This window comes from Pseudomonas sp. TE3728 (assembly GCF_056279145.1).
Genome location: NZ_JBWBQT010000001.1, coordinates 1,261,860 through 1,283,344, shown reverse-complemented (window position 1 = coordinate 1,283,344; position 21,485 = coordinate 1,261,860). Strand labels below are relative to the sequence as shown.

Annotated in this window: 17 protein-coding genes, 1 tRNA gene and 4 pseudogenes; 13 read left to right on the top strand and 9 right to left on the bottom strand. The window is 57.9% G+C overall.

Annotation, left to right across the window (positions count from 1 at the left end; all coding sequences use genetic code 11):
• Positions 1 to 8 precede the first annotated feature (8 nt).
• From ACZ89R_RS05155 to ACZ89R_RS05135, 5 genes are all read right to left on the bottom strand, one after another.
• Complete coding sequence (locus ACZ89R_RS05155; protein ID WP_123495006.1) at positions 9 to 1,031, bottom strand: ABC transporter permease; 1,023 nt, start codon at positions 1,029 to 1,031, stop codon at positions 9 to 11.
• Entirely contained in the window at positions 1,031 to 2,092 is a 1,062-nt protein-coding gene (locus ACZ89R_RS05150; RefSeq protein WP_123495005.1) for a microcin C ABC transporter permease YejB, read from the bottom strand. The genes ACZ89R_RS05155 and ACZ89R_RS05150 overlap by 1 nt, the downstream gene beginning before the upstream one ends.
• On the bottom strand, positions 2,092 to 3,960 hold the full coding sequence (locus tag ACZ89R_RS05145) for an extracellular solute-binding protein (RefSeq protein ID WP_429546474.1): 1,869 nt from the start codon (positions 3,958 to 3,960) through the stop codon (positions 2,092 to 2,094). The genes ACZ89R_RS05150 and ACZ89R_RS05145 overlap by 1 nt, the downstream gene beginning before the upstream one ends.
• 136 nt (positions 3,961 to 4,096) lie before the next feature.
• The gene (locus tag ACZ89R_RS05140; RefSeq protein WP_007898306.1) at positions 4,097 to 4,378 is read right to left on the bottom strand and encodes a peptidylprolyl isomerase; all 282 of its coding nucleotides are present in this window, start codon (positions 4,376 to 4,378) and stop codon (positions 4,097 to 4,099) included.
• A 96-nt stretch (positions 4,379 to 4,474) separates the two neighbouring features.
• A complete protein-coding gene (locus ACZ89R_RS05135; RefSeq protein ID WP_192343762.1) occupies positions 4,475 to 5,356 on the bottom strand; it encodes an esterase/lipase family protein in 882 nt (293 codons plus the stop codon).
• Between the two features lie 339 nt (positions 5,357 to 5,695).
• On the opposite strand from ACZ89R_RS05135, the gene ACZ89R_RS05130 reads away from it, so the two are divergent.
• Positions 5,696 to 6,748 (top strand): hypothetical protein, encoded by a 1,053-nt coding sequence (locus ACZ89R_RS05130; RefSeq protein WP_429546475.1) that lies wholly within the window; start codon positions 5,696 to 5,698, stop codon positions 6,746 to 6,748.
• Between the two features lie 58 nt (positions 6,749 to 6,806).
• On the opposite strand, the gene ACZ89R_RS05125 is transcribed toward ACZ89R_RS05130, so the two are convergent.
• Positions 6,807 to 7,895 (bottom strand): 3-deoxy-7-phosphoheptulonate synthase, encoded by a 1,089-nt coding sequence (locus ACZ89R_RS05125; RefSeq protein WP_429376144.1) that lies wholly within the window; start codon positions 7,893 to 7,895, stop codon positions 6,807 to 6,809.
• Positions 7,896 to 8,523: 628 nt separating this feature from the next.
• On the opposite strand from ACZ89R_RS05125, the gene ACZ89R_RS05120 reads away from it, so the two are divergent.
• The 6 genes from ACZ89R_RS05120 to ACZ89R_RS05095 all read left to right on the top strand — a co-directional run bounded on the left by ACZ89R_RS05120 (position 8,524) and on the right by ACZ89R_RS05095 (position 13,054).
• A complete protein-coding gene (locus ACZ89R_RS05120) occupies positions 8,524 to 9,282 on the top strand; it encodes a carbon-nitrogen hydrolase family protein (RefSeq protein WP_429546476.1) in 759 nt (252 codons plus the stop codon).
• Entirely contained in the window at positions 9,283 to 9,726 is a 444-nt protein-coding gene (locus ACZ89R_RS05115; RefSeq protein WP_429546477.1) for a GNAT family N-acetyltransferase, read from the top strand.
• Positions 9,727 to 9,853: 127 nt separating this feature from the next.
• On the top strand, positions 9,854 to 10,495 hold the full coding sequence (gene gacA, locus ACZ89R_RS05110; protein ID WP_008015884.1) for a response regulator transcription factor GacA: 642 nt from the start codon (positions 9,854 to 9,856) through the stop codon (positions 10,493 to 10,495).
• Between the two features lie 2 nt (positions 10,496 to 10,497).
• Positions 10,498 to 12,321, top strand: coding sequence for an excinuclease ABC subunit UvrC (uvrC, locus tag ACZ89R_RS05105; protein ID WP_063340136.1), 1,824 nt, complete (start codon positions 10,498 to 10,500; stop codon positions 12,319 to 12,321).
• Positions 12,322 to 12,354: 33 nt separating this feature from the next.
• On the top strand, positions 12,355 to 12,915 hold the full coding sequence (pgsA, locus tag ACZ89R_RS05100; protein WP_008066866.1) for a CDP-diacylglycerol--glycerol-3-phosphate 3-phosphatidyltransferase: 561 nt from the start codon (positions 12,355 to 12,357) through the stop codon (positions 12,913 to 12,915).
• Positions 12,916 to 12,978: 63 nt separating this feature from the next.
• Positions 12,979 to 13,054, top strand: a tRNA-Gly gene (locus ACZ89R_RS05095).
• A gap of 239 nt (positions 13,055 to 13,293) precedes the next feature.
• On the opposite strand, the pseudogene ACZ89R_RS05090 reads toward ACZ89R_RS05095, so the two are convergent.
• Positions 13,294 to 13,707: pseudogene (locus tag ACZ89R_RS05090) on the bottom strand (transposase domain-containing protein); the annotation flags it as partial.
• 68 nt (positions 13,708 to 13,775) lie between these two features.
• Here ACZ89R_RS05090 and ACZ89R_RS05085 point away from each other — a divergent pair.
• The 6 genes and pseudogenes from ACZ89R_RS05085 to ACZ89R_RS05060 all read left to right on the top strand — a co-directional run bounded on the left by ACZ89R_RS05085 (position 13,776) and on the right by ACZ89R_RS05060 (position 19,778).
• On the top strand, positions 13,776 to 13,925 hold the full coding sequence (locus ACZ89R_RS05085) for a hypothetical protein (RefSeq protein ID WP_429546479.1): 150 nt from the start codon (positions 13,776 to 13,778) through the stop codon (positions 13,923 to 13,925).
• Positions 13,926 to 14,088: 163 nt separating this feature from the next.
• A pseudogene (locus ACZ89R_RS05080) lies at positions 14,089 to 14,916 on the top strand (cache domain-containing protein); the annotation flags it as partial.
• Between the two features lie 102 nt (positions 14,917 to 15,018).
• On the top strand, positions 15,019 to 15,774 hold the full coding sequence (locus ACZ89R_RS05075) for a methyl-accepting chemotaxis protein (protein ID WP_429547895.1): 756 nt from the start codon (positions 15,019 to 15,021) through the stop codon (positions 15,772 to 15,774).
• Between the two features lie 895 nt (positions 15,775 to 16,669).
• Positions 16,670 to 17,554 (top strand): annotated as a pseudogene (locus ACZ89R_RS05070) (methyl-accepting chemotaxis protein); the annotation flags it as partial.
• A gap of 42 nt (positions 17,555 to 17,596) precedes the next feature.
• Positions 17,597 to 18,460 (top strand): methyl-accepting chemotaxis protein, encoded by an 864-nt coding sequence (locus tag ACZ89R_RS05065; RefSeq protein WP_476241493.1) that lies wholly within the window; start codon positions 17,597 to 17,599, stop codon positions 18,458 to 18,460.
• 262 nt (positions 18,461 to 18,722) lie between these two features.
• Positions 18,723 to 19,778, top strand: coding sequence for a chemotaxis protein CheW (locus ACZ89R_RS05060; RefSeq protein ID WP_429546480.1), 1,056 nt, complete (start codon positions 18,723 to 18,725; stop codon positions 19,776 to 19,778).
• An 848-nt stretch (positions 19,779 to 20,626) separates the two neighbouring features.
• On the opposite strand, the gene ACZ89R_RS05055 is transcribed toward ACZ89R_RS05060, so the two are convergent.
• Entirely contained in the window at positions 20,627 to 21,124 is a 498-nt protein-coding gene (locus ACZ89R_RS05055) for a RidA family protein (RefSeq protein WP_008006142.1), read from the bottom strand.
• A 24-nt stretch (positions 21,125 to 21,148) separates the two neighbouring features.
• Positions 21,149 to 21,451 (bottom strand): annotated as a pseudogene (locus tag ACZ89R_RS05050) (monoamine oxidase); the annotation flags it as partial.
• Positions 21,452 to 21,485 lie beyond the last annotated feature (34 nt).

Here is a 21,485-nt window from a genome sequence, read left to right as displayed (position 1 = left end):
AGTCCGCTTCAAGACCGAGGATCAAAGGCATCACGTAATGCCTCCCCGATAAACACCAGTAAAGAAAGAATCAGCGCCAGGGTGAAAAACGCCGTCAGCCCCAGCCACGGCGCTTGCAGGTTCTGCTTGCCTTGACCAATCAACTCACCTAGGGACGCACTGCCGGCCGGCATGCCGAAGCCGAGAAAGTCCAGTGCTGTAAGGGTGGAAATCGCCCCGGTCAAAATGAACGGCAAATAACTCAGGGTGGCGTTCATCGCGTTGGGCAGAATGTGCCGCACGATCACCTTGCGGTCGGTCAGGCCCAGCGCACGGGCGGCCTTGACGTATTCCAGGTTGCGCCCGCGCAGGAACTCGGCGCGCACCACGTCCACCAGCGCCAGCCAGGAAAACAGCGCCATGATCCCCAGCAGCCACCAGAAATTCGGCTCAACGAAGCCCGACAGAATGATCAGTAGGTACAGCACCGGCAGCCCCGACCAGACTTCCTGCAAGCGCTGACCGATCAGGTCGACCCAACCCCCGTAGTAGCCTTGCAGCGCACCGGCGGCGATGCCGATCAACGCACTGATGAAGGTCAGCGCCAGCGCGAACAGAATCGACACCCGCGCCCCGAAAATCACCCGGGCCAGCACGTCCCGGGCCTGATCGTCAGTGCCCAGCCAGTTGACCTTCGACGGCGGGCTCGGCGCCGGTTGATTGAGGTCGTAATTGGGCGTGTCGTCGCTGAACGGGATCGGAGGAAACAGCATCCAGCCGCCGTCCTTATGAATCAGCTTCTGCACGTAATCGCTGCGGTAATCGGCCTGGAATGGCAGTTGCCCACCAAACTCCTGTTCGGTGTGGCGTTTGAATGCCGGGAAGTACAGCGAGCCCTGATAACTGACCACCAGCGGTTGGTCGTTGGCGATCAGCTCGCCGCCCAGGGTCAGCAGGAACAGGCCGATAAACAACCACAGCGACCACCAGCCACGGCGGTTTTTCTTGAAGCGCTCGAAACGGCGACGGCCCAGCGGCGAGAGCTTGAACATCAGGCGTTCCTCGCGGCGAAGTCGATGCGTGGGTCGACCAGGGTGTAGCAGAGGTCGCCGATGAGTTTTATCAGCAGGCCGAACAAGGTGAAGATGAACAGCGAACCGAATACCACCGGATAGTCCCGTGAAACCGCGGCTTCGTAACTCATGCGACCCAGGCCATCGAGGGAGAAAATCACTTCGATCAGCAGTGAGCCGGCAAAAAATACGCTGATGAAGGCCTGCGGAATTCCTGACACCACCAGCAGCATGGCGTTGCGAAACACATGACCGTAAAGCACCCGGCGTTCGCTCAAGCCCTTGGCTCGGGCGGTGACCACGTATTGGCGAGTGATTTCATTGAGGAAGGAGTTCTTGGTGAGGATGGTCAGGGTGGCGAAACCGCCAACCACCAGCGCTGTCACTGGCAGCACCAGGTGCCAGAAGTAATCGGTGATTTTGCCCAGGGTCGACAGCGACTCGAAATTGTCCGAGACCAGCCCGCGCACCGGGAACCAGTTCAATGAGGTGCCGCCGGCGAAGACCACAATCAGGAACATCGCGAACAGGAACGCCGGCATGGCATAACCGATGATGATCGCGGTGCTGCTCCAGATATCGAAATGGCTGCCATGATGCACGGCCTTGCGGATGCCCAGGGGAATCGACACCAGATAAGTGATCAACGTGGCCCAGAGCCCGAGAGAAATGGTCACCGGCATTTTTTCCAGGATCAGGTCGGTAACGGTGGCGCCGCGGAAGAAGCTCTTGCCGAAGTCGAGGCGGGCGTAGCTCCCGAGCATCAGCCACAGACGCTCCGGGGCCGGTTTGTCGAAGCCATATTGCTTTTCAATCTCCTTGATCAGCTGCGGGTCGAGCCCTCGACTGGCCCGTGAGCTGCCATGCATGGTTTCGCTGGAACCGCCACCGACACTCGCACCGCCAATGCCCTGCAATTGCGCGATGGCCTGTTCCACCGGGCCACCGGGCGCGGCCTGGACGATGACGAAATTGACCAGAAGAATGATCACCAATGTCGGAATGATCAGCAGCAGGCGCCGCAGTATGTAAGCCCACATCAGTGCGGTCCTCCGGGCTTGCCGCGTTTGATGAGCTCGGCGGTCATTTGTTGATTGGTCAGCGGGGTGGAGCTCACTTCCCACCAACTCTCGATAGCTTCGTCATTGCTCGCCTGTACAGAGGGAATGCCGAAGCGGTTCCACCACACGGTCGAGCTGCCCGGCGGGTAATAATTGGGAATCCAATAGAAGTTCCATTGCAGGACGCGGTCCAGGGCATGGGCGTAGCGCAACATGTCAGCCTGGGTGGTGGCGCGAACCAGGCCGTTGACCAGCGTATCGACCGCCGGGTTCTTCAGCACCATATAGTTGTTGGAACCGGGATCGTTGGCCGCCGCCGAGCCAAAGTAGTTGTACAGCTCGTTACCCGGCGAGGTGGTGACCGGGTAGCCGGTGACGATCATGTCGTAATCCCGGGACATCAGGCGGTTGACGTACTGGGAGGCATCGATGTGGCGAATATTCATGTCGATACCGATTTGTTTCAGGGTGCGCTTATAAGGCAACAGCAGTCGGTTCATGCCGTTCTGGCTGACCAGGAAAGTGAAGCTCAGCGGTTGGCCTTGGGCGTTGACCAGTTGATCGCCATCGGGTTTCCACCCGGCTTGTTCGAGCAAACCCAGGGCTTGCAACTGTTTGTCGCGAATCACGCCGCTGCCGTCGGTTTTCGGCGCTTCGAAGACCTGGGTGAAGACTTCGTCGGGGATCTGCCCGCGCAGCGGTTCCAGAATCGCCCGTTCACCTGCGTCGGGCAGTTCTCGGGCAGCGAGGTCGGTGTTGGAAAAGTAGCTCTGCTGGCGGATGTACATCTCGCGCATCATCTGCCGGTTGCTCCACTCGAAATCCCAGAGCATGGCCAGGGCCTGACGCACGCGACGGTCCTGGAACATCGGGTTTTGCAGGTTGAACACAAAGCCCTGGGCCGATTGCGGTGCCTCTTTGGCCAGGTGGGCCTTTTGCAGGCGACCGTCGCTCAGGGCCGGGCTTTCGTAGCCGATGGAGTAGGCGGTGGCGGAGAACTCGCGGTTGTAGTCGTAGGCGCCACCTCGCAGGACCTGGCGGGCGACATCGGTATCGCCGAAATACTCGATGCTGAAATGATCGAAGTTGTAGAGGCCACGGTTGACCGGTAAATCCTTGCCCCACCAGTCGGCGTTACGCTCGAAGGTGATGCTGCGCCCGGAGTCGACCTTGCTCACGCGGTACGGCCCGCTGCCCAGTGGCGGCTCGTAACCACCTCCGTTGGCAAAGTCGCGGGTTTTCCACCAGTGCTCGGGAAACACCGGCAAGGTCGCGATGTCCAGGGGCAGGGTACGGTTTTCGTTGCTCTTGAAGTCGAACCGAATGGTGAGTGGTGACTCTACTTCGACGCCTTTGACGTCGGCGAACTGCGTGCGATAGCGCAGGCTGCCCTGGGTCATCAGCAGGTCGAAGGTATAGCGCACGTCTTCGGCGGTGATCGGCTTGCCGTCGGCGAAACGGGCCTTCGGATTCAGGTAGAAACGCAGCGACAGTCCGTCGTCGGAACGCTCCATCTGTTGGGCGACCAGGCCGTAAACGGTATAGGGCTCATCCAGCGAACGCTGGGCCAGGGGCGAGTAGATCAAGCCGTCGATCTGCGTGACACCCGTGCCCTTGTCGATGTACGGCAGCATATGGTCGAAATGACCGATTTCCATCGCTGAGCGACGCATCGTGCCGCCCTTGGGCGCGCGCGGGTTGGTGTAGGCGAAATGGCTGAAGCCCGCGGGATACTTCGCCGGTTCACCGTACACGGTCAACGCATGTTGCGGTGCAGCATTCACACCAGCGGCACTTAATAGCAGCGCCACGGCAGTGAACAACAAAGTGGGGAAAGCCAGTCGCATTGTCAGCCTTAGAGCCGGGTGGTGGATAACCACAATTTGTACGCTAGCGGCGCGTCCCTCGCCAGCCGTATCACGTAACGAAAACACAACGGCCCACCAAAAGGCGGGCCGTTGTGTAGCAAACTCAAAGCGCTGATCAGTCCTGACGACTGGTCACTTCCAGCAGGTGGTAACCGAACTGGGTCTTGACCGGGCCTTGCACCACGTTAATCGGCGCGCTGAAGACCACGGTGTCGAATTCCTTGACCATCTGGCCCGGGCCGAACGAACCCAGGTCACCGCCCTGACGGCTGGAAGGGCAGGAGGAGTTGGCTTTGGCGACTTCGGCGAAATCGGCGCCAGCCTCGATCTGGGCCTTGAGTTCGTTGCACTTTTCTTCGCTGGAAACCAGGATGTGACGGGCAGTGGCTTTGGCCATGGGAAAATACTCCATTCAATGTTCAATAAAATGCGGAGCCTACCGGATTCAGTGGGCTATTTCTTCCTCAAAGTTCCGTCTCTTTCATGCAGCGTTTTAAAGGCCGGCATTTCGCAAGCGTTCGGCATGTTGCACATACAGGGCAATCGGGTCGATACCCCGGCGGACCTGACCGGTTGTCTGGCCGAGGCTATCCAGATGATCCAGCGAATAATCCGAACGGATCACTTTGCCCAGATGGGAACTGAATCGACCGACCATACCGTCATTCTGCTCGGCTTCGGTGGTGAAATAGTGGGAGAAGGCCCGCAGAAACCCGTGCAGCGGATTGAGTGCATGGAGCCCCTCATCGAGGATGTCCCCCTGCAAAATGCCGCTCCAGGAATAGTAGCGCACGCCATTGACCTGATCGCGCCCCTTGCCGCCCCAGGTTTTTGGCAACCCTTGCGGGTACTTGTCGTTAAAGGCGCCGACGCCTTCGGTGGTCAGTGCATTGAGCGCGGCAATGGCGTTTTGCGGCAGATGCCGGTTGCCACTGAGCAATGACAGGAAATCGGCGAACAGCGTGGCCACCGCTCCGGCAACGTGTTCCGGCAGGCGTCCGGGTATCAGTGCCTTACGCAGGAAGTCGGCCAGTTCCGAGCCATGATTCGGCCCGCTGACCGATGTCACCGAGGCGACCACCTCGGGTGCCAGCGCTCCTGCATACCGGGCCGCAAGCGCCCCCTGACTGTGACCGATCAGGTTGACTTTGCTTGCACCGGTCCCCAGCAGTACCCGATCGATCTGCGCCAACAGTTGCTCGCCGCGGGTTTCATTGCTGTGGGTAGCCGACAGATGCGGGATGAAGACCCTGGCGCCGGCGCTCCTGAGGGCCAGTTTGACGTCATGGAACAATTCCAGGTTGCCGATGCGATCGAAGCCGAAGAGCCCGTGGACCAGCAGGATCGGATAGTGAGTGGTTGCATTCCGTAGCATGTAGATTCCTTTTTCGCAGTAGGTCAGGTGTGTGTTCAAGGGGGCACTCTAAAGCACACCAGCTACTCGGCGATGTATGAAAAAGCCGCTGTAACCCGATGAAAACGGAATAGAAATAGTGCGAAAGTTCGGATGAACATGAGGTCTTGGTCGGAATATCTGGACATCTTTTTAACGATGGTTGAACGCTTTCTCGCAATGACCTACTTGTGAAACGTCATTTTTCCGTGCAATCCGACGCCTTTGCCCTGCATCACGAATCAGCACCGTGGGGTTCAATAGGCTTCGTTCGATGCCGACTTTCAAGGCGGCATTTATTCCAAGGACTGGAGCGTATGAATGACTATTTATGAAGCCGCAAACCTGAATGTTGTAGAGCAATACATGGCGGCACCACGGCTGGACCAGGCGGAAAACGCCATGTTGGATCCATCCGAAAGAAAGGCCATTGTCACTGTTGCGCCTTATCAGGCCATGGCCTGTGGAGACAAGCTGGTCTTGTCCTGGTCAGGTATCGATGCAGAGGGTGTGGCGTATCGGCATGAAGTGTCGCGGTTCGTCAGCGAAGCCCAGGTGGACAGGGTGATTGTCTTTACTGTGTCGGACGTACACATCGCCGCACTGGACGGCGGGTCGCTCGAGGTTTACTACACGCTGTACAGCGCGCTCCATTGTGAGCCTTTGGAGTCCGGGCGTTTACAGTTGAGCGTCGGTGATGTCCGGTCGGATCTGCTGCCTGTGATTGTGAACGATGCGGTGGGCGGCACACTTGATCCCGACAGGGTCGCCGAGGGCGCGCGCGTTACGATAAGGCCGTATTCCCGGATGGCGGCTGGAGATCGGGTCTTGCTTTCCTGGGCCGGCGGTACGCCACAATCAAGCTTCAATGACACATTGAAAATCGAATCTTTTGCAGTGGGTGGCGAACTGTCGTTCTGGGTAAGTCCCGAGTCTATTGCTCCCAACCTTGGTGCAACCATTACGATCAGCTATTGCGTCGAGAAAGAGGGCCAAGAGGCTCGCTGCTCGGAGACTGCACAGTTGTTGATCGGCCCTCTGGAGCGAGGACCGCTATTGCCTCCCTCTGTTCTGGAGGCCGATGAGGGTTGGCTGGATCTGCAAGATGCGATCGATGGTGTCACCGTCGTGATCGACAATGCCCAGGCAGAAGAGGGTGAGCTGGTTTATCTGAAATGTGACGGGGAGCATTTCAATCATCGCGATGATCGTGAGATCTCAAGGGAAATGGCCGGTCAACCGCTGGTATTTATCGTTCCCTACAGGTTTTGGCGCGAACATCGGGATTTGACGGTCCGGGTAGCCTATTCGGTCGAACGTCTCGACGATGTGAGCCAACAGTCCGAAGTCACGTTGGTACAAGTGCAGTCGTAACCGGTTTAAGGCAACCGCCTTCCAGTTTTCGCTTGGAGAACTGGAAGGCGGGCACCGGTCACTTCGGCTGTTGGGTGCAGCGCTGCGCACGAAGTTGCTCGGCTGCCTGCTGCAACAACCGTTCTGTCCCGGTCCAGCCAAGGCAGCCATCCGTTACTGACACCCCGTAACGCAGCGACGGGCTCAGCGCTTGGCAACCTTCGAACAGATGGCTTTCGATCATCATGCCAATCAACGATCGATCACCCTGCAGGCGCTGTTCAAGCACGTCGTTGAACACCGCTGGCTGACGCAATGGGTCTTTACCGCTGTTGGCGTGGCTGCAATCGACCATGATCCGCGCCGGAATCTTGAGCCGGGTCAAATCGCTGTGCACTTGAGCGATGCTGTCACGGTCGTAGTTCGGCCCGCGATGGCCGCCACGCAATACCAAATGGGTATCAGCGTTGCCCGGTGTCTGGATAATTGCAGGATGCCCCTGGCTATCGACACCAAAATGGCGGTGCGGATGGGCGGCCGAGCGCATGGCATCGCTGGCGACAGCCACACCGCCATCGGTGCCATTCTTGAATCCAACCGGCATGCTCAGGCCGCTGGCCATCTCCCGGTGGATCTGTGATTCGGTGGTACGGGCGCCAATCGCGACCCAGCTCAGCAGGTCGTCGAAGTAGCCGGCGGCCATCGGTTGCAGCAGTTCGGTGGCAACGGGTAAGCCCAGTTGGAGCATTTCGCGCATTAATTCGCGGGACAGCGTCAAACCGCCGGCCATGTCGTCGCTGCCATCCAGATGCGGGTCGTAGGCCAGGCCTTTCCATCCCACCGTGGTGCGAGGTTTTTCGACGTAGGCGCGCATCACCAGCAGCATCTCATCGCTGACTTCGGCAGCCAGGCGGGCAAGGTGGGTAGCGTATTCGAGGGCGGAACGGGGATCGTGAATCGAGCACGGACCGACGATGACCAGCAGACGGGAGTCTTCACCGTTGAGGATCGCGCGAACCGCTTGACGGTGGGCGGCGACTTGCCGGGTCAGGGCGTTGCTGAGGGGTAATTGTTGTTTGAGCTGCAATGAGCTGGGCAGACGCAAGGTCAGCGCTTCATTGGCAGGGTTCAAAGTGGACAGCGGCAGAGCAGAGACGGACGAGTTCATATTCGGGCTTCCTGGGCTGGCGGCGGGTTCGTTCCCGCGCGCTCGGCCCTACTGGGGTGTTCGACAATTGGCCGGATTGGCTGCGTGTGTGTGCTTGCCACCTGTGGGTGACCGATCGGAGGCGGCAGGCTGTCCCGAGCGGAGGCTGGTAAATCGCCAGGCGGTAAAACTGTCGTAACGGTAATAAGTGGCGTAGTTCATGTCGTGAATCCTCAAATTGTCTGGTGTGACGCTAAAAATGTTCAGGGCTGAAAAAACAAAACCCCCGGTCGGGAGGCCGACCGGGGGTTGAGAATTCTCTGGTGGCGACCCGTTTAAAGTGGGCGCCGTGTGGGTATCAGGCGCGCCAGTGGCTAAACCAATACCCAAAATAAAAGCTGACCGAAGCACAAACGTCATTCACCCGGGCAGCTGCAACCGAGCGCAGGGCGCTAGCGGTACGAAGCTGTGAGAGGGCGTTGAGCATGGTCTGTCTCCGATGAGTGCGCCGAGCTTACTAGAGGCCGGTACGTGGATTCAATCAGAAAATGCTATCGATCATCACGGGCTTTTCTATCGCTTGAGTACGTCGGGGGTTGTGACACACTTTGCGCTGCGCCCAACAACCACAACGTCACAAGGACGAACCATGACGACACTGACCATTGCCGCCGCTCAATCGATCTCCATCGCCGGTGATCTTGCCGCCAATATGGCTAGGCATCGGCGCTTCATGCAGGTTGCTGCAGAGCAGGGCGTGCACTTGCTGGTGTTTCCGGAACTGTCACTGACCGGGTACGAACGCGGCCTGGCGGCGGAGCTGGCCATAGCGCCAGACGCCGGAGTGCTGCAACCGCTGCGCGATTTCGCGCGGGAAGTCGGTGTGACCAGTGTCGTTGGGATGCCGATTCGTCTATCAGACGATTCGCCGGTGTTGATCGGCGCTCTGGTATTGGGCGCCGATGGTTCGCTTGGGGTTTACAGCAAGCAGCATCTGCACCCGGGCGAGGAGGTGGCGTTTGCTCCGGGAACGGGCGGTTCGACATTAAAGATCGGTACCGACACCGTCGCGCTGGCGGTCTGCGCCGATTTTTCTCACGCCAGTCACGCGGCAGCCGCGGCACGGCAGGGCGCTGATCTTTACGCCGCGGGCGTGTTGATCACAGAAAACGGCTACGCTCCGGATACCGCACTATTGCAAGGCTATGCTTGCACTCACTCGATGGCGGTTCTGATGGCCAATCATGGTGGCGCAACGGGTGGCTGGGAGTCGGCAGGGCGCAGTGCAATCTGGGCGGCGGACGGGACGTTGATGGTGGCGGCGCCGGGTACGGGGAACCTTATGGTCGTTGCTCGCCGCAATGCTGACGGCTGGAAAGGGCAAATCGTGGCTGTGGCGGAGGCTTGAATGGGTTTCGAATTGCGTCCGGCAACCCCGCGGGACCTGGACTTTGCCCGTGACCTGACTTGTCGAAATATGCTTCGCTACTACATTCAACATGAGCTGTTGTGGCTGGACGAGGCCTTCGATGTCGCTTGGGAGGGACGCGAAAACTGGCTGATTGTGCGGGAGGACACGGTGATGGGTTATGTCAGCTTGAGCCGTGACGCCAGAGCCTTGTATATCCGCGAATTGCATTTACTCGAAGCGTACCAGGGGCAGGGCGCCGGTTCCTGGGTGATCGATCAGGTATTCGCCATGGCGAGCAAGGAACGACGTCCGGCATTGCGTCTGACCGTCTTTGAAAATAATCCGGCAAAAAAGCTTTACGAAAGAAAAGGCCTGACGGTGGTCGGCAAAGACCAGTGTTTCCTGAGAATGCAGCGTGATATCAATGGACTGCATCGCTGAAACACACTGGCGGCAAGCCTCGCAAGAAGATTTGACACTTTTTATATGCTGCTTTCCGCTAGGTCTGCCTGTTGCTTTTTGCTAAGGTGTCCAACAACCCAATAAGACCAATTCGCGAGGTGTCTGCTTGATTAGGGTGCTAGTAGTCGATGACCATGATCTCGTTCGTACAGGCATTACACGAATGCTGGCTGACATCGATGGCCTGCAAGTAGTCGGTCAGGCCGAGTCAGGGGAGGAATCCCTGCTCAAAGCGCGTGAGTTGAAACCCGATGTGGTGCTGATGGACGTCAAGATGCCCGGGATCGGCGGTCTCGAAGCCACGCGCAAATTACTGCGCAGTCATCCGGACATCAAAGTCGTCGCGGTCACCGTGTGCGAAGAAGATCCGTTTCCTACCCGGCTGTTACAGGCAGGTGCCGCAGGTTACCTGACCAAGGGCGCCGGATTGCCGGAAATGGTCCAGGCCATCCGCCTGGTGTTTGCCGGGCAACGCTATATCAGCCCGCAGATTGCCCAGCAACTGGCGATCAAGTCGTTCCAGCCAACCAATGATTCGCCCTTCGATGCCTTGTCGGAGCGTGAAATCCAGATTGCGTTGATGATTGTCGGCTGTCAGAAGGTGCAGATCATTTCCGACAAACTGTGCCTGTCGCCCAAAACAGTGAATACCTACCGTTACCGTATTTTCGAGAAGCTTTCGATCAGCAGCGATGTCGAATTGACGCTGCTGGCGGTTCGTCACGGCATGGTTGATGCCAGCCTCTGAAAATGACTGAAATCTTCGATCCAAGTGCTTTTCTGTCGACAGTCAGTGGTCGGCCGGGCGTCTATCGCATGTTCGACAGCGATGCGCGCCTGCTCTACGTAGGCAAAGCCAAAAATCTCAAGAAGCGTTTGGCGAGCTACTTTCGCAAAGCCGGTCTTGCCCCCAAGACCGCTGCGCTGGTAGGCCGTATTGCCCAAGTCGAAACCACCATCACGGCCAACGAAACCGAGGCCTTGCTGCTTGAGCAGACGCTCATCAAGGAATGGCGTCCGCCGTACAACATCCTGCTGCGCGACGACAAATCCTACCCTTATGTCTTTCTCTCGGATGGCCAGTTCCCACGCTTGAGCATTCATCGCGGGGCGAAAAAGGCCAAGGGCAAATATTTCGGCCCTTATCCCAGCGCGGGTGCGATTCGCGAAAGCCTGAGCCTGCTGCAAAAGGCGTTTTTCGTTCGTCAGTGTGAAGACAGCTTTTACAAGAACCGCGCTCGACCTTGTCTGCAATACCAGATCAAACGCTGCAAGGCGCCGTGTGTGGGGCTGGTGGAGCCCGAGGTATATGCCGAAGATGTACGCCATTCGGTGATGTTTCTTGAAGGGCGCAGCAACGCTCTGGCGGACGAGTTGTCTGCGGCCATGGAGGAGGCGGCGGTCAACCTCGAGTTCGAGCGCGCCGCCGAGCTGCGTGACCAGATCTCATTGCTGCGTCGGGTGCAGGATCAGCAGAGCATGGAAGGCGGGACAGGCGATGTCGATGTGATTGCGGCGTTCGTCAACCCAGGTGGCGCCTGCGTACACTTGATCAGCGTGCGCGGTGGTCGGGTGTTGGGGAGCAAGAACTTCTTTCCGCAGGTAGGTATTGAGGAAGACGTTTCTGAAGTCATGGCAGCGTTTCTTGGCCAATACTTCATCAGCAGTCCTGAACGGGACTTGCCGAGCGAGCTGATCGTCAACGTGGTTCACGAAGATTTTCCGACCCTGATCGCAGCCATCGAAGAGCTGCGCGGTCGAGAATTGACCATCAGCCATCGAGTACGCGGCACCCGGGCGCGCTGGCAGCAATTGGCGGTCACTAATGCCGAGCAAGCGCTGGGCGCACGTTTGGCTAACCGGCAACACGTTGCGGCCCGTTTCGATGCGCTGGCCGAAGTGCTGAACCTGGACGAGCCGCCGCAACGTCTTGAGTGTTACGACATCAGCCATTCCAGCGGCGAGGCCACTGTGGCGTCTTGCGTGGTGTTCGGCCCGGAAGGCCCGATCAAGTCCGACTACCGGCGCTATAACATTGAAGGCGTTACCCCAGGCGATGACTATGCCGCGATGCACCAGGCCTTGACCCGGCGCTTCAGTAAATTGAAGGACGGCGAGGGCAAGTTGCCGGACATCCTGCTGGTCGACGGCGGCAAAGGCCAGCTGTCCATGGCGCGTGACGTGCTTAACGAACTGGCTGTGCCAGACCTGATTCTCTTGGGTGTGGCCAAGGGCGCGACGCGCAAGGCCGGTTTTGAAACCCTGTACCTCAACGACGCAGCCCATGAGTTCACCTTGCGCGGCGATTCCCCCGCGCTGCATCTGATCCAGCAGATACGCGACGAAGCGCACCGTTTCGCCATTACGGGGCATCGCGCACGTCGTGGCAAAACTCGCCGCACGTCTACACTTGAGGGCGTTGCCGGTGTCGGACCGACACGTCGGCGCGATTTGTTAAAACATTTTGGTGGATTGCAGGAGCTGTCTCGTGCCAGCATCGAAGAGATCGCCAAAGCACCCGGAATCAGCAAAAAGCTCGCAGAGTTGATTTATGCAAATCTGCACAGCGAGTAGAATGCCCAACTCACCTCGTAGCCAGTTGTGCCGATGAATATCCCTAATCTGATTACCGTTCTACGCGTCCTGCTCATCCCGATCTTCATTTTGCTGTTTTACTTGCCTTACCACTGGAGCTATCTGGCGTCTGCCTCGGTCTTCGCCTTTGCCGCCGCGACCGACTGGCTCGACGGGTATCTTGCCCGTCGTCTGGAACAAAGCACTCCTTTCGGGGCCTTCCTCGATCCTGTTGCAGACAAGCTGATGGTCGCCGTTGCACTGGTTCTGCTGGTGCAAGAGCATGGCAATCTGTGGCTCACGCTGCCGGCCGCCGTTATCATCGGTCGCGAAATTGTTGTCTCGGCACTGCGCGAGTGGATGGCCGAACTCGGTGCCCGCGCCCATGTAGCGGTGTCGAACCTGGGCAAATGGAAAACCGCCGCGCAGATGCTGGCGCTGGTGATCCTGCTGGCCAATCCTTCGGACTTCAGCTTCTGGGTCCTGATGGGTTATGCCTTGTTGCTAGTGTCCGCTGGCCTGACGTTGTGGTCCATGGTCCAATACTTGCGGGCTGCCTGGCCGCATCTGAAGACGGACGTGGAAAAGAAATAAACTTTTTTTGAATCAAGGGGTTGACGGGGGATGTGGATTCTATAGAATGCGCCTCACCAAGACGCGGGAATAGCTCAGTTGGTAGAGCACGACCTTGCCAAGGTCGGGGTCGCGAGTTCGAGTCTCGTTTCCCGCTCCAAATATTGCGCTGCAGAGTTCCACTGAATTCTATAAGTGATTGAAATCAGGACCTTCGGGTCCTTTTTTCGTTCCGGCGGGAACCACTTGTTGGCGCTGATGCGATTTTGACCCAGGTTACTGATTTTAGCTGACCCATGTGCAGCCTCTGAAATCCCACGCAAGGTCATCGATTGCTGAGTATTCGAATGGGTCAATGATTTCCGGCGGCTTGGGTCAAAATCGCATCAGCGCCAACACGCTGACGTCTTCACCGATGCGTTTCAGTGCGCAGCCACATGGGCAGTGAGTATTGTCGGGCTTGTGATGGGTCAACGTGCGTGGAAACTCTGCCGGCAACACCGTGCGCTTAGGTTTTTGCTTTTTTTCGGTCGCCGCAGGCACTGCTTGCAAGGCCTGAAGCTCTGCTTCAATCGCCGCGATATCGGTATCGATCCGGTCATCGAGCAGGCTGGCCTGCTCAGGATTCATCTGCTCGCTAAGCTTGGCAAATTTCAAGCACTTGAGTTCGGCGATCTCGTGGGTCAGCTTCTCGATCACCGTTTGGTCGCGGTTGATCTTCTTGCCCATAGTGTCGACCTGCGACAGCAACTGCGCTGCCAAGGCACGCAGTTGTTCGGGGGACATTTGGTCGAGATTGGGCGAAGAAGTCATGCCACGGATTTTGCCAGAGCGGTGATGGCCGGCCCCTTACTCTTCATCCAGGCGGGAATCGCACGCTTATGGAGCGCAAGCCGGGGCATCACTGGGCTGAAGTGCTGGAGCCCAAAGGCGTGTTTACCAACAGCGATCAGGCCCAGTTCTATCGCCTAACCGCGAGTTACATCGGCACGCTGTCCCAGGAAGGCTACCAAGTTCAGTTTCAGGGTTAAGCGACCACGGAGAACCCGCTGCGGCGTTTTTTTTTCGTCAGCTATTTAGCAAGTCGTAGGATTGCCGATAAAGCAATATGTGGGCCATTGGTCAGACCACTTTGCCAGACTATTCGTGTGCACACAACCCTCACTGTTGTCCGATCTACAAAGGTACCGCCTTATGCTTGCCACTCTCCGGTTACGCTCCAAAGTCCTGTTGTTGGCCCTGGTGCCGATGCTGTTGTTGACCCTGGTGCTCAGCGCCGTCGCCGTGGTTATCCTGCATCGACTGTCCGACCAGCAGGAGAGGCAGACCCGCGAGAAGCTGACCCAGGATCGGCGCAGCGAAATCAAACAGTACGTGGAGCTGGCGATGAAGGCTGTCGCGCCTATCTACGAGGCCTCGGCCGCAGGTAATATGGCCGCGCGCGCACAGGCGGTGGACGTGCTCAAGCACCTGTCTTATGGCGCGGAAGGCTACTTCTGGGGCTATGACGGCGAGTCCGTGCGGGTCCTGCAAGGCAGCACCGACGATCGCATCGGCCAGAGCTTCGCCGACTACCGCGACCCCAATGGGGTCTATGTGATGCGCGAACTGGTGCGCGCTGGCAAGGACGACAGCCACTACGTCGACTACAGCTTCGTGCTCGGCGACGGCAAGGTGCTGGTGCCCAAGGTGGGTTATGCACAGTACTTACCCAAGTGGAATCTGGTGTTCGGTACTTCGGTCAATCTCGACAGGGTCGAGCGCGACGTGCAGCAGGCACGTGCCGAGTTTCAGGCACGTATCGACGACCTGTTGCTGATCATGACTGGCTCGGCACTCGGCTTGCTGCTGCTGATGGGCCTGCTCGCGGTGCTGATGAGCAACTCAATCCTCAGTCCGCTGCAGATGCTCAAGGCCAACCTGGACGACATGGCTGCGGGCGATGGCGACCTCACTCACCGGTTGCCGGTGACGAGCAAGGACGAACTGGGTCAACTGGCGTTCTCCTTTAACCGTTTCGTCGAGAAAATCCATGCGCTGGTGCGCCAGGTAGCGGGCACCACCACCCAGTTGTCCAGCCTGGTAAGCGACGTGGCCACGCAAGCCGAACGTTCGGAGCAGGCGATGTCCGGGCAGCGCCATGAAACCGAGCAGGCCGCCACCGCGATCAACGAGATGTCTGCAGCGGCCCATGAAGTGGCGATGAGCGCTCAGCGCGCCGCCGAGGCGGCCAGCGAGACCAATCGCCAGGGCAACGATGCCAAGCGCGTGGTGGAGCAGAGCATCGGCCAGATCCGCGAACTGGTCGGCGGCTTGGGCAGCACCAGCCATTCCCTCGAAGGCCTGCGTCAGGATGTGCAGGGCATCGTAGGGGTGCTCGAAGTGATCCGTTCCATCGCCGACCAGACCAACCTGCTGGCCCTCAACGCCGCCATCGAAGCGGCCCGTGCCGGCGAGGCCGGGCGCGGCTTCGCGGTGGTCGCCGACGAGGTGCGCGCCCTGGCCAGCCGTACCCAGCAGAGCACCGGCGAGATCCAGGGCATGATTGAGCGCTTGCAGCACGCCACCCTCCAGGCGGTCAATGCCATGCGCCGGGCCAGCGACATGGGCGAACAGACCAGCCAGCAGGCCAACCAGGCGGGCGAGTCGCTGGATACCATCGCCATCCTGATCGGCACCATCAACTCTATGAGCGCGCAGATCGCCAGCGCGGCGGAGGAGCAGACTGCAGTGGCCGAAGAAGTCAACCGCAGCGTGCACCAGATCGCCGTGGCGGCGGACGGCGTGGCCGACGATGCCAGCCAAGGCGCGCAGACCGCCCAGGAGCTGAAGGCCTTGGGCGAGCAGTTGCAGCGATTGGTGGAGCAGTTCCGCATCTGAGACAAGCGCCATCCGGGGGCGAAACATTCCGGATGGCGCCCCGTAGCGGCGTAAGTCTGCGACAATCGCGTCCTTTACGTGAATTGTCCGATGTTGCGTATGCGTCCGGCAAAGTCATCCAGCTAATGCCGCTAAGCCCAGAAATGGTGTCCACCAACGCAGATGGATACGGCTTTACCACAGTACAGCTTCAAGAAACTTGCCAGCCTTCATTCCTATACCGCTTGAGTCGAACAACCAGGCGCGTCCCGAAACATCGATCAACATTAATGTGCCATGCAGGCACGGACAGCTGTAGATGTTTGCGGCAGGCACGAAGAAAACCCATCGAGCCTCATCACGCCGCCTATCAGGGTGATCCCGTCAGCCAGTTTGTGGAGTTGCTGTGGCTTACGTTCTTAGCCCAAACCGCTCCGGCGAGCACGCAGAAATTTCTTGCCATGGCAATGCTGAAATGGCGCGTTGGTCTGCGATATTTTTTTGGCGACTAAGGCATCAACTACTGCCTGTATTTGGGGCAAAGAGACTCGATCATCCAGTAACTCACTTCGGCAATCCCCCGGTACTTCTCTGCTAGGAGAAGTAATCATCAAAATTTCGCACCAAAATGACGCAAACAAAGTCAAGAAAAAAGAGTGAAAAATCGTTTCAGCAAGTGAGTTTTCCGTCGATAAAGTCTATGAGACATCAACCCCTGACCCCGGAGTCAGGGGTTGAGCTACCTGAATACTAGAGAGCAGAGAGCCCTGCGAGGAATAGAGTGAGTAAATTTTTCGGTAATATTAGCGTCAACCTCAAACTGGCTTTGGGATTCGGCCTAGTTCTGGCCCTGACTGCCGTCCTAGCCCTGACCGGCTGGGCCAGCGTGGACAGTCTGGTGTGGCGCAGCAACCGAATGGGCGATATCACCCAGTTGAACACGTTGCTCAGTAAAATACGCGTGGCCCGCCTGCAATACCTACTGTCCAAAGGCGATGAAGGCGCCGCACAGAACGTGCAGGTCAACCTGGATGCGTTTATCGCCCAGCAGCAAAAACTGATCAACACATTCACTCGCCCGGAGAATCTCAAGCTGCTCAAAGAACAAGCGGCCATTATCAGCAACTTCCAGCAATCACTGAACAAGATGCGCGGTGCCTACCTCACAGCCAACGCTGCACGCCAAGCCCTAGGCGATAACGCTGAAGTGGCTGGTGGTCTGATCGCAGCCATCAACAGCAGCGTACGCCAAATACCTTTTAGCGATCAGAGTTTCGAGCAGTACCAGGCCATCACTAAGGTCAAGGAAGCGTTCCTGCTGGCCCGCTATGAAGTGCGCGGATATACCTACGCCGCCAACGTCGATCCAGAAGCGGAGAAGAAAGCGGTTAATCAACTGAATGAAGTCGTTAGCGGACTGACGCAACTCAACGAGCGTTTCAACAACACCCAACCAGACAAGCTGCGTCAGTTGGAAAGTGCGCTGAATAATTACCGTACCGCGTTTCAGTCGTACAAGACGGCGGCCAGCACTGTGGCCCTGGCAAGTAAGGAACTGGTCGATCAAGGGCTCGATTTGTGGACCCGCAGCGACACCCTTTACCAAATGCAACTGGACAGCCGCGACAGCGAAGTCACCAAAGCTCGCGCCCAGCAGTTGGGCAGCACCTTGTTGGCCTTGGTGTTTGGCATACTGGCCGCTGTCATCATCACCCGCCAGATCACTCGTCCGATCCGCGAAACCCTCGGCGTTGTCGAACGCATCGCTGCCGGCGACCTCACCCAGAACCTGGTGGTCACCCGCCGCGATGAACTGGGCGTGCTGCAACAAGGCATCCAGCACATGGGCGAGACCCTGCGCAACCTCATCAGTGGGGTTCGCGATGGTGTGACGCAGATCGCCAGCGCCGCCGAAGAGCTGTCGGCCGTCACCGAACAAACCAGCGTAGGGGTCAACAACCAGAAAGTCGAGACCGATCAGGTCGCTACTGCCATGCACGAAATGACTGTCACCGTGCAGGAAGTCGCGCGCAATGCCGAGCAGGCCTCGCAAGCTGCCGCGATGGCCGATGGCGAGGCTCGCGAAGGCGACAAAGTCGTGGGTGAAGTGATTGTGCAGATCGAACGCCTGGCTGAGGAAGTGGTGCGCTCTACCGAGGCCATGACCCGCTTGCAGCAGGAAAGCAACAAGATCGGTAGTGTCATGGACGTGATCAAGGCAGTGGCCGAACAGACCAACCTGTTGGCCCTCAACGCTGCCATCGAAGCCGCCCGTGCCGGTGAGGCCGGTCGCGGTTTTGCCGTGGTCGCCGACGAAGTTCGCGGCCTGGCCCAACGTACCCAGAAGTCCACCGAGGAAATCGAAGGGTTGGTCGCCGGTTTGCAGAGCGGCACCGAGCAGGTGGCCAGCATCATGAGCAACAGTCGCAGCCTGACCGACAGCAGCGTGGCGCTGACTCGCAACGCCGGTGTCTCACTGGGAAACATCACCCGTACCGTATCGCACATCCAATCGATGAATCAGCAGATCGCTACCGCCGCCGAGCAACAAAGCGCCGTGGCCGACGAGATCAGCCGCAGCATTATCAACGTACGCGATGTCTCCGAACAGACCGCTGCCGCCAGCGATGAAACTGCCGCATCGAGTGTCGAACTGGCGCGGCTGGGCAATCAGCTGCAGATGATGGTCAGCCATTTCAAGGTCTGACGAAGCGTGATCGCTTCCAAGCTTTGAGTGGGAGCGGTCAGCTGATTAGTCAACAGTGATGCATGGTAGAAATGATCTACTACCGAACGTATTTCTGACAGCCATATCCGGGCGGCCTCACCGACTTGTACCTGGTTGTATAAGCGGTAGTGCTGGCGGCTAACGGCTGCAGGAACCATTCGCAATGAGAAAACCAACTTGGACATGATCTCGGCATGTCCAATATCTGAGCAAAAAAATATCCAACATGAGCATTTCCCGAATGCAGCAACCTCTCGGAGTGCCGGATGAGGCATCCTTCGTCAATGTGCATCACCTCTCTACTTCGCTGGTATTAATCATTCTCTTTGGAATCATGATACTCGCTACCTTGTGCATTTATTTGTGCAGACTTCGCTTCTCCATTGAACGGTCTGTCGAGGCAGAACCCAAAGAGCAAGCGCAGCTCAAACGTGGTGTGGTTGAGCGACTCAGTTGCATACGCAGCGATATGGAAAATACCAGCAAAACCATCCTGGAGATCAGGCTGGGAACGGGCCTGGATATAACCACTGCATCAGCTCTGTCCTTTCCTTCCGGACATCGTAGAGAGGGTAACAATAGATCGATATCAACAGAGAACGTCGCCGGGAGGGGCGAAACGAGCCATCAGGCCAACTTGCTGTCATCTGGGTCCACCCACGAAGTGTCGGGGACAGACAATAGCGAACAAGACCTCAGCGAAGTCGCGGTCAAGATGCGCGAGCTGGTCGAACTTTCTCATCGCCTGCAAGCGGCGGCGCAGGTTTTTGATACCTACAACATAGCTTCGTCGCTGGAGATGGGAAATGAAGATAACTCAGAACAAAGCAGACGATACCTTCCCTTTTTCCTAGGTGATGAGGTGTTCGCAGTGGGCATTCACTCCGTTCAAGAAGTCGTAGAAGCCAATAGGCTCATCCTTGAATCGAATAGGCCGCGGAGGACCCGCAGGGCGATCAATCTACGCGGTTCGGTGGTGCCGGTGATCGACCTAAGCACGCATTTTGGTGGGGAACCAACCGAAGTCAATCAGAGTACCCTCATCGTCATTCTGGTGGTGAACCACGGTGAGCATCGGCAAATGATCGGCGTTAAGGTAGATGCGATCTGCAAGATATTGAACGTTGCCCCGTCGAGCATCGAGCTACCACTTGTTCAGAAAGCGGATATTCGTAGCCGCTATACCATCGGAACAATCAGGATCGACAACCGCTCTATCTCCTTACTCGACATCAGCCAGGGACTATCGGCGGGTATATTTTCAGAGCCGAACTCTGCATCCAGCATGCTGGAGTAGAGAAGCAGCCCAAGATGATCAGCGTATAGTCCCGCTAGATTTTCCCGGAGCGGGATCCGCACATTCAATGGTGCTGCGTCTCCAGTGAAAACCCATGTCCTGCTGTTTTCGGTCATCGTCACTACTGGGATAGGGGGGCCTCTACGCCAGTCAGAAAATCAGATCAGGGTTCGCCCAGCGCCAAAGCACTGCCATTCAGCGAGGTGGTGAAACTGTAGGCACTGGACGAGTTGAGAGAGTCTAAACCTGAAAGGATATTCCTGTAGAGATCGTTCTGATTTGTAACTGAACTGGCCTAATGATTTTGGACACTTCGATCGGGCGTTGACCGTGACGACTGTTTTTCCTTCAGCGTTGATCTTCCACGAATAACCTTCAGCCACACCCTCTTTGATCAATGCATCAAAAAGGATTGCGCAGTGTTCTATCAATGTCGACGAAATCATCACATTCAAGACACACTTGCCTGCGTAATCGAGGTAGCCGTCCTCGACTTTCGACGTTTTTTCGCTCTTTCGCCATGACCCACTAGCGCGTGAGGCTCGGTTAATTTATAGGGGGCTACAATCGTTCGCCGGATTATAGGTGAGTTCAAATCAGTGCCAGTCGTGGCGAGCGAGTTGTCACGGTCGAGCACTTGGAATCGGACATTGCCTTCGACCTGAGGAGGTCTGGGTTTGCGTTGTAGCTGCTTTTCCGATTTGACCCAGTGGCCACGCCCAGGGAGAGGAACACCGGCTTTTGCGACAAGCTTTTGCGACGGCGACGTTGGAAAGGCGCCCGATGCGTGGGTCAATAGGGCAGTTGGGCATGGGAGTGAAGCTCCTGTAGATCGGTTGGGGCCCGTGTCACTTCTTGCGAGCGGCGACGGCTTCGATTTCGACCAACCCGCCCGGTAGCGGCAGGGCGACTACCTGCACGGCGGTGCGTGCCGGTTTGTTCGGTTGCGCGGCGCTGCCGAAGAACGGCGTATAGCCTTCCTGCAACCCGGCGAAATCGAGCTTGCCGCCCTTGGCCGGATCGCCCACCAGAAACACCCGAAGTTGCACCACATCACCCAGGTCCAGTCCTTGGCTTTGCAGTACGCCTTTGAGCTTGTTGAGAATCGAGGTGGTCTGCGTCGCGGTGTCGCCATAGGCAGCGAAGGAATCCTTCGGTGCTTTCGGGTCGTGCAGGTCGGCGAGCAGGCCGCTGACAAACAGCAGGTCGGTCTGTGCCGGCACCGACACCGCCAGCGAAATCGGGAAACTGGAGTTGGGCAGGGCGATGCGTTTGATCTCGTCGGCGTGGCTGCTGAGGGCGGTGGCGGTCATGAGGAGTCCTGTGAGCAAAGTCATGGTTTTCATCGGTCAGTCCTTTATTGAAAAAAGTCAGGCGGCAACGCCCGGTTGCTGGCGTTCGGCATGGCGGCCGATCAGGGAAACGATGCGTCGCGCCGAGTCGGCTGCGCTGTTCTGCCAGATGCCGACGCCGCCATGGGCGAGGGCGTCGCTGGCCAGGTACGTGCGGCCCTGAGGCTCGTTGAGGATCTGGTAAGCGCTCTCGCCTACCTCGTCGTTGACGATCCATGGGCCTTTGCTGAAGGGTACCTTGGCCCAGTTGATGGCCACCGGTTTTTGCAGCTTGGTGCTGTGGCCGGGGTGCAGCAATTCGACCGCTTGCCACGAGGAGGCTGGACTTGCCCCTACAAAACCGGACACCAACTCC